Raw genomic sequence first — 21,546 nt, forward strand, 5'->3', positions numbered from 1 at the left:
ATGGTTAGGGTGTCGAAACCCAAAATTTTAAACACTTTATCTGTTACTAATTAGAAAAAATGCTCAAAAGTTTAAATTTCAAAAATTAATTATGGGGATTCCATCCTTTTATACGGCTATCGCTCTATTTTGGTATGCCTTAACGGCATTTTTAACGTTTATACCGCCGATTTTGAAGCCGAAGCACTGTTTTGAGCGCACTAATCCCCTGAAGGGCATACGATCGACAGAATATTTCCGCCTTAAAATAGAAGGGATGCCTTCTATGCCATTTCGAAAATGACTATACTGAAGAAAGGACACTTCTTTCATTTCTTTTGCTTGTTTCGCACGTTGAACCGCTTTGGGTGTGACAATTAAAACCGTCGTTTTCTTCTGTTTCTTTTTTGAACAGATGGAACAGCAACAATTTTCTGCGCTCTTTAAATCAAAGACAGCCCGATAAGTATCGGTTTCTGGATAATAACTGGTGGACAGAGGACGCAGTCCTCCCGGACATTGCACGATTGTTTTGGAATCTTCATCTAGGATGATATCGGCATAATGGATATTCGGTTTTTTTCCTTTTAGTTGTGTAGTAATCAACTGAACATTGTTTGCTTCTGCGAGTGCTTGATTATCATCTGAGTTATAAGCACCGTCCGCGATAAGAGTAGTTGATAATTCTTGCTTGCCCATTTGTTCAATCGCTGAATAACCAAAATTCACATCACTTTGACTGTTGATATCATAATCATAATCTGTAATGAGGGAGAGATCCGTACCAACGGTTTCTACAATATTTGCAGAATATCCAATATACCCTTTCCCAGCTTTATAACGATAAGTGGCGTCTGGGTCATAAGGCGTTTGTAAACTATTTGGTCGAATCTCTTTTCCCTTTTTTACAGCGGATTCTCCTTTTTCATTTTTTGTTGTTTGGTCATCTACCGCACGACAAAGAAGCTGAAAATCTGGGTGTTCAGATAATTCATCACTATACGTATCAATTAAAGTGTACGCATCTTTTATGAGGTTATGTAATTTTTCATTGTAAGGTGTGTCATCATGGTAGATAAATTGATTCTCTTGGTCTGTATTTAGATAATGCTTAAAAGCGGTAATATCAAGCGATGGATACGACGTATCCAAGGAATGAATAAGCTTTTCGATGCATGTGTAAAGTAATTCTAATCGAGAAAGCTTTCGTGTATTTGATGCTATCATCATGCTATCCATTCTTTTTTGGGTAGGACTTAAGTCGAAGTATTCAGCGATTTCCTTAGACAGTGCCAAGATCTCTTCTTCAATCAGGTCACGACCTGTTTCTAGTTGATAAGCATAACAGTTTGCACGAAAGCGACTAAATGTTCGATCGCTTACGGGTTGTTCTTTCATACTAGTTGAATGCAAGGCATACTGAAATCGAACATCGCAATGAAGAGACTCTGTTAATTCATCATCGGTTAAACCAAGGGTTTCTTTTAAAAGTAATGAACTAAAAATATAATTTATCGGCGTATTAGGACGACCATTGTCGTCACTATACAAAACAGAAAAACGAGCTTCATTAATCGCAGGAAAAATAATTTCAGCAAATGGTTTAGCCCAGGATTTCTCAACGATTTTCTGGACGCGTTTGGATGCTTGTAAATAAGAATCATCCATTATATTCATTTGTTGCGAATTGTTTTCTTTAAACATGAATAAACCAACCTCCATCAGTATATTTATACGGTTAATTATACCAAAAATGCTGTTGGAAAAGGAATCTTAGTAAGAAAAAGTTAAATTTTATAGGGTTTTGACACCCTAACCATATTATTTTTTGTTCTATATTACGTTACTTTTCGATTTGCTATCTCTAAATTTAATTTGAAGACAATTGGTCGAGAAGATAGGACACAAGACACACGTCTTTACTCAAAAGAAGATTATAAACTAAAGAAAAAAGAATCAACGGATGCACCACTTACTAAAGAAATTTCTAGGGATGAAGAGGAGTTTGGGGTAGCCCCTGTAATTGTTCAAGCGTTAGGCGGAAGTGAAAATATTAATTATATTACCAATTGTTATTCTCGCTTACGACTAACGGTGAATGATCCAAGTAAGGTAGATGAAGCTCTTTTGAAAAATGAAACGGGAGCCAGTGGAGTGATGATTAAAGACCAAAATGTACAAGTTGTGTATGGTTTAGAAGTAAATAAAATTCGACGTGCAGTGGATAATTATTTAGGACGAACTAATGAAGAATAAATTTGAGAATAAAACAAAAGATTTTTCAAAAAGCCAGCTATAAAGATGTCAAGGAATAACTTGAATGAGTAAGTAGTATTTTTGTAGGAAATCATTATGTGGAATTTATAGGGGATTTTAAAGAAAGGCAACGCAAATAAGCTCTTAAAAGACTATTCAAAAAAACTAAATCAATCGTCTATTAAATCAGGATTTATATGAATTTCATAAGGTTTAGCTTTTGTCCAAACGGCAAAAATAATATTGACCAGTTTACGACAGACCGCACCAACAGCTGTTCCGTGATGCTTTCCACGTTTTCTTAAACTTTGGTAATAAAGAGACAAGGCTGGATCGCGGTATGAAGCAATAAATGCCGCTTGCCAAATCGCTCTTCTAAGGTAAGGAGAGCCACGTTTAGATAGTTTATTCCGTGTGCCTGTGAAATCTCCCGATTGATGAACAGAAGCATCTAAACCTGCAAAGGCAAGGAGCTGATTCGGTCGCTCGAAGCGTTGAATATCACCAACTTCGGAAATAATAACAGCGGCCGTTACAGGACCAATACCAGTAATTGTGGTTAAATATTGGTCTTGATTTTCAACTAATTCAGCCATTTCTTCTTCAACTGTTTTCAGTTGTTCTTCTAAGCCAAGAATTTGTTGAAGTAATAATTGAATTTGCAGTTTATAAACATCTGTTGCGACTCGGATTCCAAAGGAATCTTTAGCGAGTTCTTTTAATTGTTGAACTTTCTCCGTTGATTTTTCTATGGTTAAACGACCATTGCTGGCTTTGTTCAGAAGTTCAATCAATTTCTTAGAATCTATCTCAAGTATATCCTCAGGTAGAGGAGATTGAAGCAATAATTGAGTGGAAGATTTTCCAAACATATCTGAAAAAAGTTTTTCATATTCAGGAAATACTTGGTCTAAAGAAGCAATCACTTTTCTTTTAAGATCAGAAGTTTGATCGACAATGCTATAACGGAAACGTGAAAGCTGTTTTAAACGGACAATATCTTCGGAAGGTAAATGGGCTTGATCGGGTAAATCCATACGAACCACTTGTGCGATTAATACCGCATCAATGGTATCTGTTTTTGTTTTACGAATATAGAAGTTCCGCAAAGTATCCGATTGAATAGGATTAAAAGGAATCACATTGAATCCCAAATCGATTAAGAAAGAAAAGACTGAAAGCCAATAATGACCAGTAGCTTCTAACCCAATCATAGAATTATCAGGTAATAGCTCATGGTTATTAATAAATTGTAGGAGCTTTTCACTGCCTGCTTTAGTGTTACTAAACCGAATAGGTTTACCCACTGGCTTTCCCTTTTCATCAATTATGGCTGCTTCATGGTTTCGTTTACCAATATCAATACCTACAAAAAACATAAGGATCAACCTTTCTATATGAAATTTAGATAGGGGTTACCCTCTAAGCTCTAGGGACGATATATCCTCGTGTGAGATTCAGAAACAATGTTCTATCTAGCTCATACATATACTGTCCGTAGAGAAGAGGCGTTAGTCTTTTTAGGAAGATAAAACTTCAAGGAGAAAAACTACGACCTCTATCTATACGAAACAATTATAACTCATAAGAGTTATAGGTTTAAGTCAGCCTTAAATGACAAATACAGAAATTAAATATGATTAGCCAATCAAGACTAATCTTATTATACGAGGAGAAAGATAAATATGACATCAAAAAAGTTTTCAATTGTAATTGCAGGTGGAGGAAGTACATTCACTCCTGGGATTGTGATGATGCTCTTAGAAGAAGCGGAACGTTTTCCATTAAGAAAACTTATTTTATATGATAATGATGAAAAGAGACAAGATATTTTAGGAGAAGCTCTGAAAATTTTATTAAAAGAACGTGCTCCTGAACTAGAGTTTATATTTACCACAGATCCAAAGGTGGCTTTTACAGATGTTGACTTTGTGTTTGCGCATATCCGTGTTGGAAAATATGCAATGAGAGAGCAAGATGAAAAAATACCATTAAAATATGGTGTTGTAGGCCAAGAAACTTGTGGACCGGGTGGTATTGCATATGGTATGCGAAGCATTAAAGACATGCTGGAACTTGTTGATTATATGGAAGAATACTCTCCAGAAGCTTGGATGTTAAATTATTCAAATCCAGCGGCTATTGTTGCCGAAGCAACACGCGTTTTGCGTCCTGATTCGAAAATCTTAAATATTTGTGATATGCCGGTTGGAACACTAAGAAGAATGTCACAAATTGTTAACACCACACCAGATCAGTTAGAAGTAAGTTATTTTGGATTGAATCATTTTGGTTGGTGGACAAGTGTTAAAGACAAAAATACCGGGTATGAATATTTAGATGACATTAAAGAGTATGTAGCTGAACATGGATATCTAACACAAGTGGAAGTAGATACGCAACATATGGATGAGAGTTGGCAAGAAACACACAAAAAAGCAAAAGATTTATTAGCAATTGAACCGAGATTTTTACCGAACACCTATCTAAAATATTATTTTTATCCTCAGGATGAAGTCGAACATGCAAATCCAGCTTATACTCGCGCAAACGAAGTAATGGACGGACGTGAGAAAAATGTTTTTTCAGCAGCTCAAAAAATTATAGATAGTGGTACAGCTAAAGAGAATAGTTTTGAAATTGATAGCCACGCCTCATTTATTGTAGATTTAGCTCGAGCTATTGCTTTTAATACCGGTGAACGAATGTTATTGATTGTTGAAAATAATGGTGCTATTGCAAACTTTGATGATGATGCGATGGTCGAAGTACCTTGTATTGTTGGCAGTGATGGACCAGAACCATTAGCGCAAGGTAAAATACCTCAATTTGAAAGAGCACTTATGCTACAACAAGTAACAGTTGAAAAAATGGTTGTTGAAGCTTATATTGAAAAAAGCTATCAGAAAATGTGGCAAGCTCTCACTCTATCTAAAATTGTACCAAATGCACGAGTAGCAAAAGAACTTCTAGATGATTTAATTGAGGCAAACAAAGAGTTTTGGCCAGATTTGAAATAATATATTTTTAAACATTCTATCTAATTTAAAATATATGTAAATGAATGGCATTGAATAATAAGCTTGATAGAAATTAATCCAACAAAATCAGGATTAATTTTTTTAAAGAATAAAAAATGGCTCTCCTTTTCAAAAAGGGAGGCCATTTTTTCTATTTAATGCACTGTACTTTCAGTGAGGTATCTTTTTAAGAAAGACTTGGTTCGTTCGTGTTCGGGATGATTGATGACTTGTTCTGGAGGACCGGACTCAACGATAACGCCCTCATCCATGAACATGATACGGCTTGACACATCACGCGCAAAGGCCATCTCGTGCGTGACAACAACCATAGTCAGTCCCTTTTCGGCTAATAAGCGCATAGTTTCAAGAACTTCACCTACTGTTTCCGGATCTAAGGCACTTGTTGGTTCATCAAATAATAAAATATCTGGATTCATAGAAAGAGCGCGAGCGATTGCGACCCGTTGTTGTTGCCCTCCTGAAAGATGATGGGGACGAGCGTCAATGTAGGGCTCCATTCCTACTTTTTCTAAATTTTCTAGGGCAATCTTTTCGGCTTCTCCTTTTGAACGATCCAATATTTTTACTTGGCCGATGGTGCAATTTTTTAAGGCATTCATGTTTTTAAATAAATTAAATTGTTGGAATACCATTCCAATTTTCGTGCGATATTCTGTCGGACTAAAGTCTCCGTCTAAAATAGAGTGGTCACGGTATAAAATATTTCCATTTGTCGGCTCTTCTAATAAGTTCAGGCAACGAAGTAAAGTGGATTTTCCAGAACCGGAAGAACCAATAATACTTATGACTTCGCCTGCACGCACTTGAAAATTAATATCTTTTAAAACAATATTTTCCCCGAATTTTTTTTCTAAATGTTGCACTTCTAAAATGACTTCATTCATTTTTAATTTCCTTTCTTTATGTTTGTCGGCATGGTCGTACTTGATTTATGCATGGTGTATGAAGCCGCACCGCCCATATATTTTTCAAGTAAAATGAGTAGACGAGTGGCAATAAACGTCATTACAAAATACAAAACGGCTGCGATAAAGAAAGTTTGAAAGGTCTTATAAGTAGACCCGGCGGCTGAACGTGTAATAAAGAATAATTCAGTTACGGCAATCACATTCAAAACAGATGTATCTTTAATATTGACTACGAATTCATTTCCAAGAGCGGGGAGGGTATTTCGAATCGCTTGCGGTAAAACAACGGTGGTCATACTTTGAAAATGAGTCATACCGATTGCTTTTGCAGCTTCCAATTGACCAGGATCTACTCCGATGATTCCACCGCGAATCACTTCCGTTAGATAAGCTCCCGTGTTAATGGATACAATAATTAAAGCGGCTATCATCGCACTTAAATCAATATTGAAAAATAATTTTGACCCATAGAAGATCATCATAGCTTGAACCATCATTGGGGTTCCACGAAAAATCTCAATATAAGCAATGATGAAAAATTCGAGAATTTTATAGAAAATATAAGTGACTGGCTTGTGTTTTCTGTTTATAGGAATCGTACGGTAAATAGCAATTAGCAAGCCAATTATGAAACCTACAAGCGTTGAAATAAAAGCAATAATAATTGTATTTCGAGCCCCAACTAAAAATTGGTGGCCATAAGTGGTCCAAATGTTTCGGACATCTGACCAGAAGCCTTCACTTTCCCCTTGTTCGTTTAAATCAACCATCTCTTCCATTAATTGATCTCTTGTCTCTTGAGAAATGGTTGCTAACGCATTATTAATGGGATCAATAAGTGGGGAATCAAGTCGGAGCCCTACCGCAACGGAAGTATCGACATTATCTGTTTCAAAACCTTGTCCTTCATCAAAAGCTACAAAAGTTAAATCTGAATTTGAAGCAACAGCTGCAAGAGCGCCAGGTTTTTCTGAAACATAAGCATCTGTTTTATCGGAAAGGACTGAGGAAATCATTGTAGGGAAGGATTCCATTGCGGTTTGTTGAGTGACATTTGGAATTTGGTCAATCAGTTCATAATGAAAAGTATTCAACTGAGCAGTCACTCGAGCCCCATCAAAATCTGCAAGAGAAGTTGCTTCTGCATACTTGGAATCTTTATTAACGACTAGTACCATATCTGATTCATAATAACTGTCTGAAAAAGCTATTTCTCTTTTACGTTCAGGAGTTGGCGACATTCCCGCAATAATGACATCAATCATTCCTGACTCTAATGCAGGAGGTAAACCATCCCATTCGAGTTTAATAATTTTTAGATCAAGACCTAATTCTTCTGCAAGTTGAGCAGCCATTTGCACATCATACCCATTTGCATATTCACCTGGGGAGTTATCAATTTCGACAGCTCCATCAGCAGGAGAGGTTTGAGACCAATTAAAAGGTGCATAATTAGCTTCCATCCCAACCGTAAGCACTCCTTCTTCCTCCAAACTAGAGTTAATGTGATCAAGATCGTAATTGTTTTCCTGTGCCTTTACCATAAAAGGAAATGAATAAAATATAGATAAAAATAAAAGAAACGAAAAAGCTACAGAAAAATAAGGTTTAAATATTCTCTTTTTCATAATGTTTACCTCCATATTAGTTGTTGCTATTTTACAACTTTCTTTCATAAATGTATAAATTTAAAGCTTTATATCCATTAATGAATAATAAGGTGACTTAATCTTCACTACTTAAAAATTCTTTAATAAAACATAAAGTTTACAATTTAATTTAACAATTATTTTATTTTTGTATGGTATCCTGTGTGAGATAAGGGAAATCTAAAAAGGAGACACATGTCATGTTACAGATTAAAAATATTACAAAAACTTACGATACCGGAGCCTTACAGCAAAAAGCTCTTGATGGTGTCAGCTTTAATCTTCGCGATAATGAATTTGTTTCAGTTCTTGGCCATAGTGGTTCAGGAAAAACAACTCTATTAAATATTATTGGAGGATTAGACCGTTATGATGATGGGGACATTGTTATTAACGGAATATCCACTAAAAAATATACCGATCGTGATTGGGATTCTTACCGAAATCATTCGGTCGGTTTTGTGTTTCAAAGCTATAATCTTATTCCACACCAATCTGTTTTATCCAACGTAGAATTAGCTTTAACGATCTCAGGAATTTCTTCCGGTGAACGAAAAGAAAGAGCGGCAAAAGCTTTGGAAGAAGTAGGCTTAACAGAGCACCTTCACAAACAGCCCAACCAATTATCCGGGGGGCAAATGCAAAGAGTGGCTATTGCTCGTGCACTCGTTAATGAACCAGATATTTTACTTGCGGATGAACCGACGGGTGCTTTGGATACTGATACAAGTGTTCAAATTATGGAACTACTAGAAAAGGTAGCTAAAGATCGTTTAGTGGTAATGGTTACCCATAATCCTGAACTCGCTCATAATTATTCAAACCGTATTATCGAATTACAAGATGGAGAAATTATATCGGATTCACATCCTTTGAATATTGAAGATGAGGATGCAACCGAACCAGAACATAAAAATATGGGAAAAGCATCCATGTCATTTTTGACGGCTTTGTCTTTAAGTTTTAATAACTTAAAATCTAAAAAAGGACGAACATTCTTAACGGCCTTTGCTGGATCGATTGGGATTATTGGAATTGCTTTGATTCTCTCCCTCTCAACAGGAGTTAATGATTATATTGATAATATTCAACAAGATACGATGACTGCCTATCCGATTACCATTGAAGCACAATCTATCGACTTAGATAGTTTAGTTGAAATTCGAGACGAAACCATTGGAGATTATGCAGCAGGTGAAGATTCAGATGCGAGTCATGACTTGGATAGTATCTATTCAAATCCGACAACACTTGAGCTTGTTAGCAGTACAACGTCAACGTTTAAAGAGAATAATTTAACGTCTTTCAAAAAATATTTAGACGATCCATCCAATGAAATCGATCCTTATGTCGGTGCAAATGGAATTGTATATTCCTATGATGTGAATTTTGATTTATTCACTTATGATGATGAAGACACGTTTATCAACACAGATGGTAGTACTTTTGAGGAAGAAGAATCACAAGATATGCCTGGTTTTCAAATTCCTGAAAGTCCTTTGATGCCTTCTGAAAGTAATGTAAGTGAACTAATTCCTGGCGTGGAAGGCAGTCTGATCAGTCAAGTCATTACCGATAATTATGATGTATTGTATGGAAATTGGCCTGAAAATTATGATGAAGTCGTATTAACGGTGGATCAAAATAACGAAATCGATAAATCAGCACTTTATGAGCTGGGAATTTTACCAGCGGATGAATACGAAGAAATTTTAGATCAAATCGACCAAGGCGAGGAAGTAGAATTTGATTCTCAAAAATTAGATTATGAAGAAATTGCTGATCAAGTTTTCTATCTACTACCGGCTAGTGATTATTACGTTGAAGATGAAAATGGTCATTTCGAAAGTATTGCAGATGATGAAGCAGCTGTTGAAAATTTAGTCGAAGAAGATGCGATTGAACTTAAAATTGCTGGGATTGTAAAACCTGTTGAAGATGCAACAACAGCAGCGATTTCAACACCAATTGCTTATACGAACGAACTGACAAAACATTTAATAGATTATGCAAATGATAGTGACGTGGTTCAAGCGCAAGAAGAATCACCAGAAACGAATGTTTTAAATGGTCTACGTTTTGATGCGGATAATGATGATCAAAAAATCGAAGATACACGCGAATACCTTTCAAACTTAACAATTAGTGAAAAAGCTGACTTTGTGCGCTCAATGCAAGAAAGCGATGAAGAATCGGCCCAAATGCCGAGTGCAATGCCAGACATGGGCGAAGAGCAATTAGCAGCCAGTTTTGATGGTTTAGTAGAAAATCTGGATTCAGAAACCTTGTTATCCATCTATGATAGTTCTATTTCAACGGGTAGCTATGATGATAATATGGAAGCCTTTGGTGTGATTAGTTTAGATGCGCCTTCTTCAATTAATATCTATGCAGATAATTTTGAAGATAAAGAAGCTATTTCTGCCGGAATCGATGACTATAATACCTCTGTAGATGAAGAAGAAAAGATTACTTACGCAGATTTTGCAGGACTTATTATGTCTTCCGTAACAGAAATTATTAATGTCATTACGTATGTATTAATTGCATTCGTTAGTGTGTCCCTTGTGGTCTCTTCGATTATGATTGGGATTATTACTTATATTTCCGTTCTCGAACGAACAAAAGAAATTGGTATTCTTCGAGCAATCGGTGCTTCCAAAGGAAATATATCGACTGTTTTCAATGCTGAAACTATTATTATTGGTCTATTCTCAGGATTATTAGGAGTAGGATTAACTTATCTATCTCATATTCCTTTAAATATAATACTGGAAAATCTATTAGGCGAAGGCGTTCGAGCAAGCTTATCTATAAATAGCTCGCTTGTGTTAGTTCTTCTAAGTGTTGTGTTATCCTTTATCGCTGGATTAATTCCTTCAAGACAAGCGTCAGAAAAAGACCCGGTGGATGCTTTAAGATCCGAATAATTTTATAAATGAAAGAATAAAAAAACACTTTCTACTTTTCCAAAAATATTGGAGAGTAGAAAGTGTTTTTTTGTCGTCTCTAAGTTTAAATCGCTTTTGTCATATGCCAATAAACATGTGAACTGAGAACAAGACGAGTTTTTCTTTCAAAACCGGATTTTTTATAAAGTTGGTAAGCTGCTTTATTATCAATATCGCAATTTAAAGCAATCATTTTATATCCAGCTTCTTCTGCAATCTGGGATGCTGCGTCCATCATTTCACGGCCAACCCCTTGACGACGAAAATTTGGGTGGGTAACTAAAGTATCTAAATACCATTCACCAGGAAGCGTCTCATTTTCTTTAGGTGTAGGTTCCAGCGGATAATCAAATTTCAACATAGAAGCTTGTAGCGGTCCATCAATTAAAGGTTCCCATTCACCTGGGTAACCAAAAAATGCACCAGCAATCTGACCATTCCGTTCACATACCCAAGCATGTTCATAACCGTAACGATAGTGTGGGCTATTCATAGCATCAACTATAATTTTTTCAAGGAGCTCTGCATTTATTTCATCTAATACAGGTAATTCCATATCGGATAAAATTTTAAAAACAAAAGGATAGAGCTCAGGCATCTCTTTTTGTTTTGCTTTTCTAATCATATTTTTCCCTCTTCTTTCAAAATACGCTAATCAGTATAACATGATGAAGGAATAATTTCGAATATTAAAAAAACTCATCGAAAAATTCGATAAGTTTGTGTAATTATATTATTTGATTCGTGTTTTGATAGAGAAGATTAGAGTTCTTTGGTCATATGAAAATGAGCTTGATCACCTAATAGTATTTTTGTGTGTTCAGCAAATCCTACTTTTTTGTACAAGTGATAAGCAATTTTATTATCTACTGGGCAATTTAAACCAATCGTTGTATAACCTGCTTCTTTTGCAATATTATCAATAATTTGTAACATACGATGTCCGATCCCTTTATTTCTAAAGGTAGGTGCGATCATTAGTTTATCCAAATACCATTCGCCCGAATGTGTTTCTGGATTTTGAATAATTTCAGATGAGGTATATCCACGTTCAGATAAGGCTACTTTTAAAGGACCATCCACTAAGGAAATATATTCTCCTGGATAGCCAAAAAGAACACCAGCTACTTGGTTTTCTTGAACACATAGCCAAGCATGCTCAATTCCATAACGATACTGTGGACTCTCCATTGCTTCAATCATTATTTGAGTTAATTCGTCTTCATCCATTTCTTCTAGAAGAGGTAAACCTAGATTGGATAAAATATTATACACAAAAGGGTATAAATGATGAATTTCCTCTTGCCTAACTTTTCGAATCATATGCTTCACTCTTTTCCTGATATTGCTTTAACTATAGCAGAATATTCAAAAATTAGATACATATTTTTCAAATGTTTGACTTTTTATATCCTTTTTAGATCTGTCTATTTAGGTGGAAAAGCGAGATTTTTTATTGAAGATTAAAATTCCTTCCTGTAGAATACAAACTATTACTTATTTCTTTGAGGTGCTGTATGGAAAGGAAACTATCAAAACAAGAATTCATTAGTATTAGTTTATTATTATTTGCTTTACTCTTCGGTTCTGGAAATTTAATCTTTCCACCGATGTTAGGAAATCAAGCAGGAACTTCTACAATTACTGCCTTGCTTGGCTTTGCGACGACCGCTGTTCTTTTTCCAGTCTTAGGATTTTTAGCTATTTCCAAATCAAATGGAGTGCAAAATTTAGGGAACCGAGTAGGGCTGAACTTTGGCATGATTTATCCAGCCATTATTTTTCTAGCGATTGGCCCAGGAATTGCTATTCCTAGAAATGGGAGTTTAGCATTTGAATTATCAGTGATTCCTTATCTATCACCAGATTTTTCTTTATCAGTGGCTCGCTTTATTTATACGTTTTTGTTCTTTGGTTTTGCTTATTATTTATGTTTACAACCAGGAAAATTAGTGGATCGTATTGGTAAAATACTAACTCCCATCTTATTGGCGCTTATCCTTGTATTTTTCATTGGAGCCGTTTGGAAAACACCAATCGAAGTCGCATTCCCGACGGAAGGTTATAAAAATGCTTTTACAACCGGATTTTTAGAAGGGTACAATACGATGGATACATTAGCGGCTTTAAATTTTGGCTTAGTGATTGCTTCTACGCTTAAGAGTAAACAAATTGAAGATGAGAAAAGTATTATTAAATATACTTCAGGAGCTGGTTTGGTCGCTGGAGGGATTTTATTGGCAGTGTACACGATGCTTGCTTATGTGGGCGTGATTTCTTCAGCTGGGAATCAAGAGGTAGCAAATGGTGGACATATTTTATTAGATATCACGAATCATGTCTTTGGTTCATTTGGAGCTGTGATTTTAATTTTGATTTTCACCTTGGCTTGTCTAACGACAGCGGTAGGGCTGCTTAATAGTGTCAGTGAATATTTTGCGGAACTGACCAATCATCGCGTTACTTACAAACAATGGCTTTTTATCTATACGCTAATTTCTTTAACGCTGGCGAATTTTGGTCTAAATAATATCTTAAAGTTTTCATTGCCCGTGTTAACTGCGATTTATCCGCCCGCTATTATGTTGATTATCATGGCTTTGTTACACGATAGCTGTCAGTTTAATCGACTTACTTATCAATTGACGATTTATCTTACGCTCTTTATTTCTATTTTGTCTGGATTAGGTTCTTTAGGGGCTGAAATTCCTATTTTTAGTGCACTCCTTTCAAAGTTACCCTTTTACAATGAAGGGTTAGAGTGGATGCTTCCAGCTGCTTTTGTATTACTGATTTTGACTGTTGGTTCAAGATTATTTGCTAGAAAGACAACTAGATAATGAAAAAACGCTGTGAAGGCATAGAGTAAACTCTATGACCACAGCGTTTTTATTTAATCTTTTATAATCTTTTCTGCAATGATTTCATTAACACGTTGTTGTTGTGCATTGACTACGGTTATTTCAAGGCCTTTATATTGTAGAGTATCGTCATTATGGGGAATTCGCTCGAATTGTTCAATAATAAATCCACTAACCGTGCTTGAAAGCCATTCATCTTCGTGTTTCATATGAAAGAGGTCGAAGAATTTGTCCAAAGCGTAGGTTCCTTGAATGAGATATTTTTCTTTGCCATCCAATTGTTTTACTTCTGAGCGAACAATGTCCGATTCATCCCAAATTTCACCTACTAATTCTTCTAAAGCATCTTCCATGGTTACAATCCCAATGATTCCGCCGTGCTCATCCACAACAATTCCGATATGAGTATAAGCTTGTTGCATCGAAGTTAATAGATCGGATAGAGCCATTGTTGGAGGAACGAATAAAGGTTTTGTTAATAAATTATCAAAGGATTTGAACTTTAGGCGACTTTTTTCTTTGGCATTTAAATAGCGATAGAAATCTTTGACATGAAGGGTACCGACTACATTATCGACATCTTCATCATATACGACCAGTCTAGAAAAAGGGGTTTGAGCAAATAAGGATTGAATCTCTTCATCAGAATCATGAAGATCAAAACCAATCAAATCCACTCGCGGAGTTAAAATACTAGAAACATCCTTATCGTCGAACTCAATCGCCGCTTTCACTAATTGGTGTTCTTCTAATTCAATACTTCCGCCAAGGCGAGCTTCATCTACAATTGAAAGAAGTTCGTCTTCACTAATGATTTGGCTATTAGATAGTGGAACGATTTTTTTTATGAGCTGTTGCCACTTGTTCAAGATCCAGACGATCGGTTTCAGAAGGGACATAATAGATTTTAAGAAAGGAGCAGTGGCTTTTGCAAAATCTTCAGGCGAAATCTTAGCGAGAAGTTTTGGCGTAATTTCGCCAAAGAGTAGTAAAAGAACGGTCGTTATAATCGTTGCAATACTTGCCCCATAAGTTGGTGATAATTTGATAAAAAATACAGTCGCAATGGATGAGCTTGCAATATTTACCAAGTTATTTCCAATTAAAATAGTAGATAATAAAGAATCAAATTGATTTTGTAATTTTAAAGCTCTTTTTGCTTTTTTATCTCCATTCTCTGATTCTGTTTGTAGTCGTATACGACTAGCTGAGGTAAAGGCTGTTTCTGAAGAAGAGAAAAAAGCAGAAAATATAATTAATACGATAAAAAATACCATACTATTTATCTGATTACTATCCATAAAGCAAAATTAACCTCCTAATATGTCGTTCTTATTTTACTGATACTAAAAAGAATAAACGGTTATAATTAACTAAATATTACCATAAATATGATATAAACAAAAACCTCGCACGGTCTTTACGAGAGAAATTTTTCTGATAGTGGGATGAAACCAAATAGATGCTTCTAATGATTGGAATGCCATTATAAAATTGCCTTAAAAGAGTCTATCGCACACAAATCGTAGAAAATTGCGTGCAAGGTGTGTCTATCCCGCACAAATCGAAGAAAAGTGTGTGCAAGTTGGTTCTATCCCGCACAAATTGCAGAAAATTGCGTGCAAGTTGGTTCTACCGCCCACAAATTTCGGAAAAGTGAGTGCAGGGAGTGTCCATCGCTCACAAATCGTAGAAAAGTGCGTGCAAAGTGTGTCTACCACGCACAAATTTCGGAAAAGTGAGTGCAGGGAGTGTCCATCGCACACAAATCGCAGAAAATAGCGTGCAAAGTGTGTCTACCACGCACAAATCGAAGAAAAGTGTGTGCAAGGTGTGTCTATCCCGCACAAATTATGGAAAAGTGTGAGCAAGGCGTGTCTATCCCGCACAAATCGAAGAAAAGTGCGTGCAAGGAGTGTCCGTAACACACAAATCGAAGAAAAGTGCGTGCAAGGAGTGTCCGTAACACACAAATTTCAGAAAAGTGCGTGCAAAGTGTGTCTACCACGCACAAATTGCAAAAATTTGCGCACAAGGTATGTCCATCCCGCACAAATTGCAAAAATTTGCGCGCAAAGTGTGTCCATTCCGCACAAATCGCGAAAAATAGCGTGCAAGGCGCGACATCACATGGAACGGCTATTAGAAACGAGCAGTCTCTCCCACGCGTAAAAAAGTTGTAGAAAATCGCTATCCCTTTCCGGTGAGAGTTTCCGATTTCCAGAGAGAGTTTCCAAAAAATAAAAAACCATCAAAACTTTTATAAAGTCTTGATGGTTTGATTGCTTTTTTATAGGATCGTTTCATTAAATTTATGCATTTTCAGAAGCGCCTGATACTCCGTCAACAGAACTCGTATCTACTTCAGGTACGGCTGGGCTAGTATTTTCAGAAGCGCCAGAAACAGCGTCAGCTTCCACACTTGTTGCAGAATCATTGGCATTTTCAGAAGCGCCTGAAACACCATCGACATTGTTGTCATTAGCAGAAGCACCTGAAACGCCATCTGTTTTACCGCCTACAAGTTCTTGGCCGGTTTGTTCGAGGTACCAATCAATAATCGGTTGGATATCTTGGACATATTCGTTAACGCCAATATACTGACCATTTTTATCTTTGATTCCTTTGTAACTGTGAACAACAAACTTGTCAGGACCATGAGTCGGAACTTTAATGCGGAACGTATCTATTTGACCAGCGCGTAGTTGTTGAATGACCCAGGCAACATTTTTATGAGCAGCTTCTGGGTGACAAGCAGCAAGTGGATTTCCAACTTGACTTGGATGTCTAGATGCTAACATGTCATCTTTCTCCATATGGTAGTTGTAATAAATAAATTGATTGTTGTCATCCGCAAAAGTTAATTCCATAGGCATTGAATTTAAGAAATGGTTGAGTTGGTCAACGGTTAAAATTCCGCGATCTAATTCAACATAAGTATCACCAGAGACAGCTTCTGTTTTTTCAGCAGCTTGTTCAACCCAATCTTCAGCATACATGTCGATGCCTTCGATAGTTGTTGCTCCTTTTCCAGTTGCATTTAAATCTTCTGGCTCAAGAACAGCAGGTTTATCTCCTTCAATTTGTTGGATGATATTGACAAAGCGAATAAATTTCTCGAGAACGGATCTTAAAAAGTCGACTGTTCCTTGATCTTTTAATTGATTATTTTCGTCAAAAGCTTCTTTAGCTTTACCGAGTAAAAATTCATTTCCAGGAAAAGCAAAGGCGCCTACACCAGGAGATTCTAAAATTTGACGTAAGTGCAATTGTGCTCGTGAGGTTCCTTGATCATAATAAGAAGCTCCTACAATAAGCACAGGTTTATTTTCTAGAGGATGAATTTTAAAGGACAACCATTCTAAAACACTTTTTAAACCTGCAGGAACTGTTCGATTATGTTCAGGTGTAGCGATGATGACCCCATCAGCCGCTTCGATTTTTCGATTTAAATTTTGAATCGGTTCTGTATGTGTTTGATCTTCACTTTGGTTAAATAAGGGAATGTTATCAATATCGATAACTTCTAAATCAATTAAATCACGATAGTTCTTTGCGATAAATTGTAATAATAAACGGTTATAAGATTTTTTTGCAGGTGAACCTACAATACCAACTAATTTCATATTTTTTGCTCTCCTTTTAGATATTTTCCCAGTTAAAGTTTTTAGCCGCTTTAACCATAGCTTCTTTTGAATGAGGAAGTTGTTGAATAATTTCAATAAAGATTAAGAAATCTTCAAAAATCCCATCGAGTTGTTCAGCTTTGTCTTCATAAACTAAATTTCCGTCTTGGTCAAAAGCTTGTAAAGAATTTCCAAGTAAAAATTCTGAACTAGGCATGGTACGAGCTTGTAATTCAGGTGCTTCTAATATTTGGAGTAATTGAAGCTGTGCTCGAGAAGAGCCTAATGTTCCATAAGAAGCTCCTACAACCATAACGGGCTTGTCCACAAATGGATAAACGCCATAAGAAAGCCAAGCGAGTGCATTGTTTAAAGCAGCCGTTGGTGAATGGTCATATTCAGGTGTTGCAATAACGACGCCATCCGCCGCTTCAATTTTATCTACTAATTCTTGTACTTCGGGAAGTACTGTATAATTTTCTGGTTTGTTGAATACAGGCAGTTGATTAATTTCAAGCAATTCAATCGTTGCCTTTTCTTCAAAATGTTGAGCCATGTATTGTAAAAGTTGACGGTTGGTTGATTCAGTGGAGTTGGTCCCACTAATCCTATAATATTTTTCATAATTTCCCTCACTATCTTTTATTTGTACTTATTTCACAAAAACAATTAAAAAAATGAGCAGGCTTTGATTGCTTAGCTGTTAAAGAATCCGCTCATTCATTCCTTCAGAATAAAAAACGTCTCCTTGATCATTAATGACTAAACCTTCAATATTTGGTAATTGATTGAGTGCATCGATGATTTCTTCAGTTGTCTTCCCAAATAAACGCGTCGTCCAAATTTCACCATCTACCGATAAGTCTGAAACAATCGTCAAACTTGCCGTGTCTGTTTTTACTGGGTATCCAGTATTTGAATCCAAAATATGATGAAAGGTTTTTCCATTCTTTGTTAAACTGCGTTCGTATATTCCAGAAGTTACCACGGATTGATCTTGCACACGTAAAATCATTTGCGAAGCGCCACGAGTCCTTACTGGATTTTGAATGCCGATTCGCCAATATCGATCGGAATGTTGAAGGGCAGGGCCCATAGTGACTAAGTTTCCGCCTAGATTAATTAGCGCGGATTGGGTGCCTACTGATTTTAAATAGTCTATGATGCGATCGGCTATAAATCCTTTGGCCAATGCGCCTAAATCAATCGCCATGCCAGACATCTTTAAATATACCGTATTTTCATCCAATAAAACTTGATCTAGATCAATAATTTGCAATAATTTTTTAATTTCTTCGTCTGTTACTACTTTTGCGTCGTCAAATCCGATTCTCCAAGATTGAACCAATGGACCGATGGCAATGTTCATATTGCTGTCGGGTGCTAGACTATGTTTTTTTCCAATTTGGATGAGTTCAAAAAGCTCGGGATGGACTTGTACCGGATGAATTCCGGCATTTTTATTGATTTCACTTAATTCGGAAGTGGGGTCGTTTGCACTAAATCGATGTTCATACATTTCCAAACGACGAACCACTTCGTCTAAAACAAGGTCCGGTGTTGGGTGGGTAATGGTTAAATCAATGACCGTTCCCATTAAGTGAACTTTTCTTTTTTCTTCTTTAATCTGAATCACCACATTCTATTTCGGATTGTAAAAAGTATTGAGATTTTACGCGTAACAGATTTAAAAATCAAGAGAACATTCAAATAGCTTGCTGAAAGAAGCCCTTTCAACAATAATTAAATAGAACAGGATTCCTTTCATCCTAAATCTAAACTCTAAGGAGGAACAATAGATGAAAACTTTTTATATTGGTTTAAACGATAAACTCGTCCTCATTAAAGAAACAACTACTGGTTATGATTTTAAAGAATGTCTTCATGAAAAACAACCAACTCGCTTAGCGTTCGATCCATTGAACCAAAATCGTCTCTATTGTAGTACCAGAGATGACGGACTTTGGCGCAGTGAAGACAGCGGGGAACATTGGGAGAAAGTGGGCGAGTCACATCTTTCGAGTGAAAGAAACATTAATCGAGGTCTTCCTTCTTCGAAAATAACATCTGTGGCAGTGAGCCCAGTCAGAAGTGTAGGTGGATATAGTGTGGTCTATGCCGGTACGGAACCTAGTATGTTATTTTATTCAGAAGATCGTGGCAGAACGTTTCAAGAATTTAAAGGGATTCAAACTTTGCCTTCTAAAAAGGATTGGGCTTTTCCGCCGAGACCTTACACCCATTTTGTGCGCTGGATTACACCAAGTTATTCGAAGAAAGATTATTTAGCGATTTCGATTGAAGCAGGAGCTGTTTTGCATACGAATGATCACGGAAAGATTTGGATAGATCGCCCAGAAAAAAGTCCAATCGATGCGCACACCTTATTAGCTCATCCGAAAGCTCCGGGACGATTGTATGCGGCCAATGGAGATGGAGCATCAAATAACGAACGTGCCTATGCTGAAAGTGAAGATGAAGGAATAACTTGGCAGTATATGAGTGAAGGATTGGAAGAACATCCCTATCTGTACAATATGGTCCTACATCCAGAAAACCCAAATGATCGAATCGTTTCCGCTTCAAAGAATGCTTCAGCGGCTCATGGTTCTCAACGTTATTCGACTGTTTATAGGAAAGTGGAGGATGAATCTTGGAAAGAAATAGCGGATGGTTTACCTCGTAAGCAAGCCTATACTCATTACTTAGCGAATGATCCAGATAAAATCGGCGCTTTTTATGCAATGAATAATTATGGGGTGTTTTATTTAGCAGATGGAGCAGAAACTTGGGAACAAACGTCCATTCCTTGGGAGGCTTATAAAGATCAACGAGCTTATTGCTTTGTAGTTAAATCTTTTTAAATTTTTTAAAGAATATCTGTAAATTTAAGTTGCATGGTGAAGAATAAAATGGACTTATTGAACAAGCATTAACTGAGGAAAAAAGCAGGAATCAAAGGAGAAGATAGCCCGGATTCTTACTCGCAAAAATTGTAGAACTGACAGAAGGCAAGAGTTTAGAAGCTAATATTGCACTTGTCTACAACAACGCGAAAGTTGGCGCAGAAATTGCCGTTGCCTATGCGAATGAAATGTAGAGTTCAAATTTAAAAGTGATTGATATTTTAGTATGAATATTATAGAGAAGAAAAGCACTGAAATCAGCGGATGATTTCAGTGCTTTTCGTTTATAAATTAATATGGCTTTGCTGAAGCACCAGAGACGGCATCTACATCCGCATGCTTATGGCTAGTCGGTTTTTGGGTAGCACCTGAAATTCCGTCAATAGGCATAGCATTCGAGACCCTATCCTCTCCATTATTAGGCACCAGCTTTTGGCTGGTCTGTTTTAAATACCAGTCAATAACCGGTTTCAAATCCGCAACATATTCATTGACTCCCAAATAATTTTCTTCCTTATCTTGCATACGCTGATAATTATGCACCAAAAACTGCTCACCATCAGCTACTGGATGCCCAATGCGTACCACGTCGGTCTCACCAGCACGTAGTTGTTGAATAATTTTCTGAACATAAGCCGTAATATGTTCCGGATGCAACGATCCCAATGGCTGGCCCACACTCTCCGGATTGCTAGGCGCCCACATATTTGCAGCATCTTTTTCATTATTGTAATAAATAAATTGATTATTGTTGTCAATATAAGAAAATTCTAAAGGAATCGAATCCAATAACGCATTAATTTGCGTAACCGTCAAAATCCCACGATTCAATTTCACGTAAGTATCGCCCTCAACCGCTCCAACTTTTTCAGCTGCTTGCTCCACCCAATCCGCAGCAAACATATCCAAACCCGTAATCGTTGTGTCCACTTCACCCAACTCAAACAACCCCTCAAACCCAAAACTTGCCCGTTCATCTATCATCTCAAAATCTTCCTATCCATTAAATGTTAATCTCTCCCGTATTCTTCGGAAACACGACAAAGAAATCTCTCGTCATGAAGTCGTTGTCCTTATAAATAAAAAGCAATTGTATTTTATTTCACAAATAGATATTCTTTATCATACAAAAGGAAACACTTAAAGTAAAGAGAAAATTTACGTACTGTATTTTGACCATAAAGGTATTCAATCCGATATAGCATTATAATTATTCTATTTCTGATCGATTTATAGAATATTTAAAGTATTTTTTGTATGTTATTACATGAAAAAAGAAAAGTATGCTAAAATTATCATCGAAGGTCAAGCATGTAAAATTAGACATTCATTTAATTAAAAAATATAAAATCGAAAATTAAATCAA

Annotated in this window: 16 protein-coding genes and 1 pseudogene; 6 read left to right on the forward strand and 11 right to left on the reverse strand. The window is 36.4% G+C overall.

Annotated elements, in window-relative coordinates; translation table 11 throughout:
* Window positions 1-108: 108 nt before the first annotated feature.
* Window positions 109-1,683: a transposase gene (locus tag BUB96_RS08260; protein WP_073298215.1), complete on the reverse strand. Its 1,575-nt coding sequence runs from the start codon at window positions 1,681-1,683 to the stop codon at window positions 109-111.
* 171 nt (window positions 1,684-1,854) lie between these two features.
* On the opposite strand from BUB96_RS08260, the gene BUB96_RS08265 reads away from it, so the two are divergent.
* Window positions 1,855-2,235: a PTS sugar transporter subunit IIB gene (locus tag BUB96_RS08265; protein ID WP_073298403.1), complete on the forward strand. Its 381-nt coding sequence runs from the start codon at window positions 1,855-1,857 to the stop codon at window positions 2,233-2,235.
* A gap of 170 nt (window positions 2,236-2,405) precedes the next feature.
* On the opposite strand, the gene BUB96_RS08270 is transcribed toward BUB96_RS08265, so the two are convergent.
* The gene (locus BUB96_RS08270; protein ID WP_073298404.1) at window positions 2,406-3,614 is read right to left on the reverse strand and encodes an IS110 family RNA-guided transposase; all 1,209 of its coding nucleotides are present in this window, start codon (window positions 3,612-3,614) and stop codon (window positions 2,406-2,408) included.
* 306 nt (window positions 3,615-3,920) lie between these two features.
* On the opposite strand from BUB96_RS08270, the gene BUB96_RS08275 reads away from it, so the two are divergent.
* Window positions 3,921-5,255, forward strand: a complete 1,335-nt coding sequence (locus BUB96_RS08275; RefSeq protein WP_073298405.1) for a 6-phospho-alpha-glucosidase — start codon at window positions 3,921-3,923, stop codon at window positions 5,253-5,255.
* Between the two features lie 155 nt (window positions 5,256-5,410).
* Here the strand turns inward: BUB96_RS08275 and BUB96_RS08280 are convergent, their stop codons facing one another.
* The gene (locus BUB96_RS08280; RefSeq protein WP_073298406.1) at window positions 5,411-6,163 is read right to left on the reverse strand and encodes an amino acid ABC transporter ATP-binding protein; all 753 of its coding nucleotides are present in this window, start codon (window positions 6,161-6,163) and stop codon (window positions 5,411-5,413) included.
* 2 nt (window positions 6,164-6,165) lie between these two features.
* Window positions 6,166-7,815: an ABC transporter permease subunit gene (locus BUB96_RS08285; protein WP_073298407.1), complete on the reverse strand. Its 1,650-nt coding sequence runs from the start codon at window positions 7,813-7,815 to the stop codon at window positions 6,166-6,168.
* Between the two features lie 221 nt (window positions 7,816-8,036).
* On the opposite strand from BUB96_RS08285, the gene BUB96_RS08290 reads away from it, so the two are divergent.
* Window positions 8,037-10,766 carry an ABC transporter ATP-binding protein/permease gene (locus BUB96_RS08290; protein ID WP_073298408.1) on the forward strand — a complete coding sequence of 910 codons (2,730 nt, stop codon included), beginning with the start codon at window positions 8,037-8,039 and terminating at the stop codon, window positions 10,764-10,766.
* A gap of 85 nt (window positions 10,767-10,851) precedes the next feature.
* On the opposite strand, the gene BUB96_RS08295 is transcribed toward BUB96_RS08290, so the two are convergent.
* Together BUB96_RS08295 and BUB96_RS08300 are read right to left on the reverse strand one after the other, a co-directional pair.
* Window positions 10,852-11,412, reverse strand: coding sequence for a GNAT family N-acetyltransferase (locus tag BUB96_RS08295; protein ID WP_073298409.1), 561 nt, complete (start codon window positions 11,410-11,412; stop codon window positions 10,852-10,854).
* Between the two features lie 137 nt (window positions 11,413-11,549).
* On the reverse strand, window positions 11,550-12,110 hold the full coding sequence (locus BUB96_RS08300; RefSeq protein ID WP_073298410.1) for a GNAT family N-acetyltransferase: 561 nt from the start codon (window positions 12,108-12,110) through the stop codon (window positions 11,550-11,552).
* A gap of 194 nt (window positions 12,111-12,304) precedes the next feature.
* On the opposite strand from BUB96_RS08300, the gene brnQ reads away from it, so the two are divergent.
* The gene (brnQ, locus tag BUB96_RS08305; RefSeq protein ID WP_073298411.1) at window positions 12,305-13,627 is read left to right on the forward strand and encodes a branched-chain amino acid transport system II carrier protein; all 1,323 of its coding nucleotides are present in this window, start codon (window positions 12,305-12,307) and stop codon (window positions 13,625-13,627) included.
* Window positions 13,628-13,680: 53 nt separating this feature from the next.
* Here brnQ and BUB96_RS08310 read toward each other — a convergent pair whose 3' ends face one another.
* From BUB96_RS08310 to BUB96_RS08325, 4 genes are all read right to left on the reverse strand, one after another.
* Window positions 13,681-14,949 carry an HlyC/CorC family transporter gene (locus BUB96_RS08310; RefSeq protein WP_073298412.1) on the reverse strand — a complete coding sequence of 423 codons (1,269 nt, stop codon included), beginning with the start codon at window positions 14,947-14,949 and terminating at the stop codon, window positions 13,681-13,683.
* A 1,011-nt stretch (window positions 14,950-15,960) separates the two neighbouring features.
* Window positions 15,961-17,274 carry an NADPH-dependent oxidoreductase gene (locus tag BUB96_RS08315; RefSeq protein WP_073298413.1) on the reverse strand — a complete coding sequence of 438 codons (1,314 nt, stop codon included), beginning with the start codon at window positions 17,272-17,274 and terminating at the stop codon, window positions 15,961-15,963.
* A 16-nt stretch (window positions 17,275-17,290) separates the two neighbouring features.
* Window positions 17,291-17,830, reverse strand: coding sequence for an NADPH-dependent FMN reductase (locus tag BUB96_RS08320; RefSeq protein ID WP_234945831.1), 540 nt, complete (start codon window positions 17,828-17,830; stop codon window positions 17,291-17,293).
* A 147-nt stretch (window positions 17,831-17,977) separates the two neighbouring features.
* Window positions 17,978-18,871, reverse strand: coding sequence for an FAD:protein FMN transferase (locus BUB96_RS08325; protein WP_200789091.1), 894 nt, complete (start codon window positions 18,869-18,871; stop codon window positions 17,978-17,980).
* 202 nt (window positions 18,872-19,073) lie between these two features.
* Here BUB96_RS08325 and BUB96_RS08330 point away from each other — a divergent pair, with 202 nt between their 5' ends.
* Both BUB96_RS08330 and BUB96_RS08335 read left to right on the forward strand, forming a co-directional pair.
* The gene (locus BUB96_RS08330; protein WP_073298415.1) at window positions 19,074-20,138 is read left to right on the forward strand and encodes a beta propeller repeat protein; all 1,065 of its coding nucleotides are present in this window, start codon (window positions 19,074-19,076) and stop codon (window positions 20,136-20,138) included.
* A 113-nt stretch (window positions 20,139-20,251) separates the two neighbouring features.
* A pseudogene (locus BUB96_RS08335) lies at window positions 20,252-20,374 on the forward strand (pseudouridine-5'-phosphate glycosidase); the annotation flags it as partial.
* Between the two features lie 97 nt (window positions 20,375-20,471).
* On the opposite strand, the gene BUB96_RS08340 reads toward BUB96_RS08335, so the two are convergent.
* Complete coding sequence (locus tag BUB96_RS08340) at window positions 20,472-21,164, reverse strand: PAS domain-containing protein (RefSeq protein ID WP_073298416.1); 693 nt, start codon at window positions 21,162-21,164, stop codon at window positions 20,472-20,474.
* Window positions 21,165-21,546 lie beyond the last annotated feature (382 nt).

The organism is Atopostipes suicloacalis DSM 15692 (assembly GCF_900129085.1).
Lineage (GTDB): Bacteria > Bacillota > Bacilli > Lactobacillales > Carnobacteriaceae_A > Atopostipes > Atopostipes suicloacalis.

Excerpts from the sequence above, each read along its gene's own strand:
- BUB96_RS08310 (WP_073298412.1), bottom strand. The coding sequence starts at position 14,949 with ATGGATAGTAATCAGATAAATAGTATGGTATTTTTTATCGTATTAATT.
- BUB96_RS08290 (WP_073298408.1), top strand. The coding sequence starts at position 8,037 with ATGTTACAGATTAAAAATATTACAAAAACTTACGATACCGGAGCCTTA.
- BUB96_RS08325 (WP_200789091.1), bottom strand. The coding sequence starts at position 18,871 with ATGGGAACGGTCATTGATTTAACCATTACCCACCCAACACCGGACCTT.
- BUB96_RS08285 (WP_073298407.1), bottom strand. The coding sequence starts at position 7,815 with ATGAAAAAGAGAATATTTAAACCTTATTTTTCTGTAGCTTTTTCGTTT.
- BUB96_RS08315 (WP_073298413.1), bottom strand. The coding sequence starts at position 17,274 with ATGAAATTAGTTGGTATTGTAGGTTCACCTGCAAAAAAATCTTATAAC.
- BUB96_RS08300 (WP_073298410.1), bottom strand. The coding sequence starts at position 12,110 with ATGATTCGAAAAGTTAGGCAAGAGGAAATTCATCATTTATACCCTTTT.
- BUB96_RS08340 (WP_073298416.1), bottom strand. The coding sequence starts at position 21,164 with ATGATAGATGAACGGGCAAGTTTTGGGTTTGAGGGGTTGTTTGAGTTG.
- BUB96_RS08270 (WP_073298404.1), bottom strand. The coding sequence starts at position 3,614 with ATGTTTTTTGTAGGTATTGATATTGGTAAACGAAACCATGAAGCAGCC.
- BUB96_RS08330 (WP_073298415.1), top strand. The coding sequence starts at position 19,074 with ATGAAAACTTTTTATATTGGTTTAAACGATAAACTCGTCCTCATTAAA.
- BUB96_RS08260 (WP_073298215.1), bottom strand. The coding sequence starts at position 1,683 with ATGTTTAAAGAAAACAATTCGCAACAAATGAATATAATGGATGATTCT.
- BUB96_RS08320 (WP_234945831.1), bottom strand. The coding sequence starts at position 17,830 with ATGGCTCAACATTTTGAAGAAAAGGCAACGATTGAATTGCTTGAAATT.
- BUB96_RS08280 (WP_073298406.1), bottom strand. The coding sequence starts at position 6,163 with ATGAATGAAGTCATTTTAGAAGTGCAACATTTAGAAAAAAAATTCGGG.
- BUB96_RS08275 (WP_073298405.1), top strand. The coding sequence starts at position 3,921 with ATGACATCAAAAAAGTTTTCAATTGTAATTGCAGGTGGAGGAAGTACA.
- BUB96_RS08295 (WP_073298409.1), bottom strand. The coding sequence starts at position 11,412 with ATGATTAGAAAAGCAAAACAAAAAGAGATGCCTGAGCTCTATCCTTTT.
- brnQ (WP_073298411.1), top strand. The coding sequence starts at position 12,305 with ATGGAAAGGAAACTATCAAAACAAGAATTCATTAGTATTAGTTTATTA.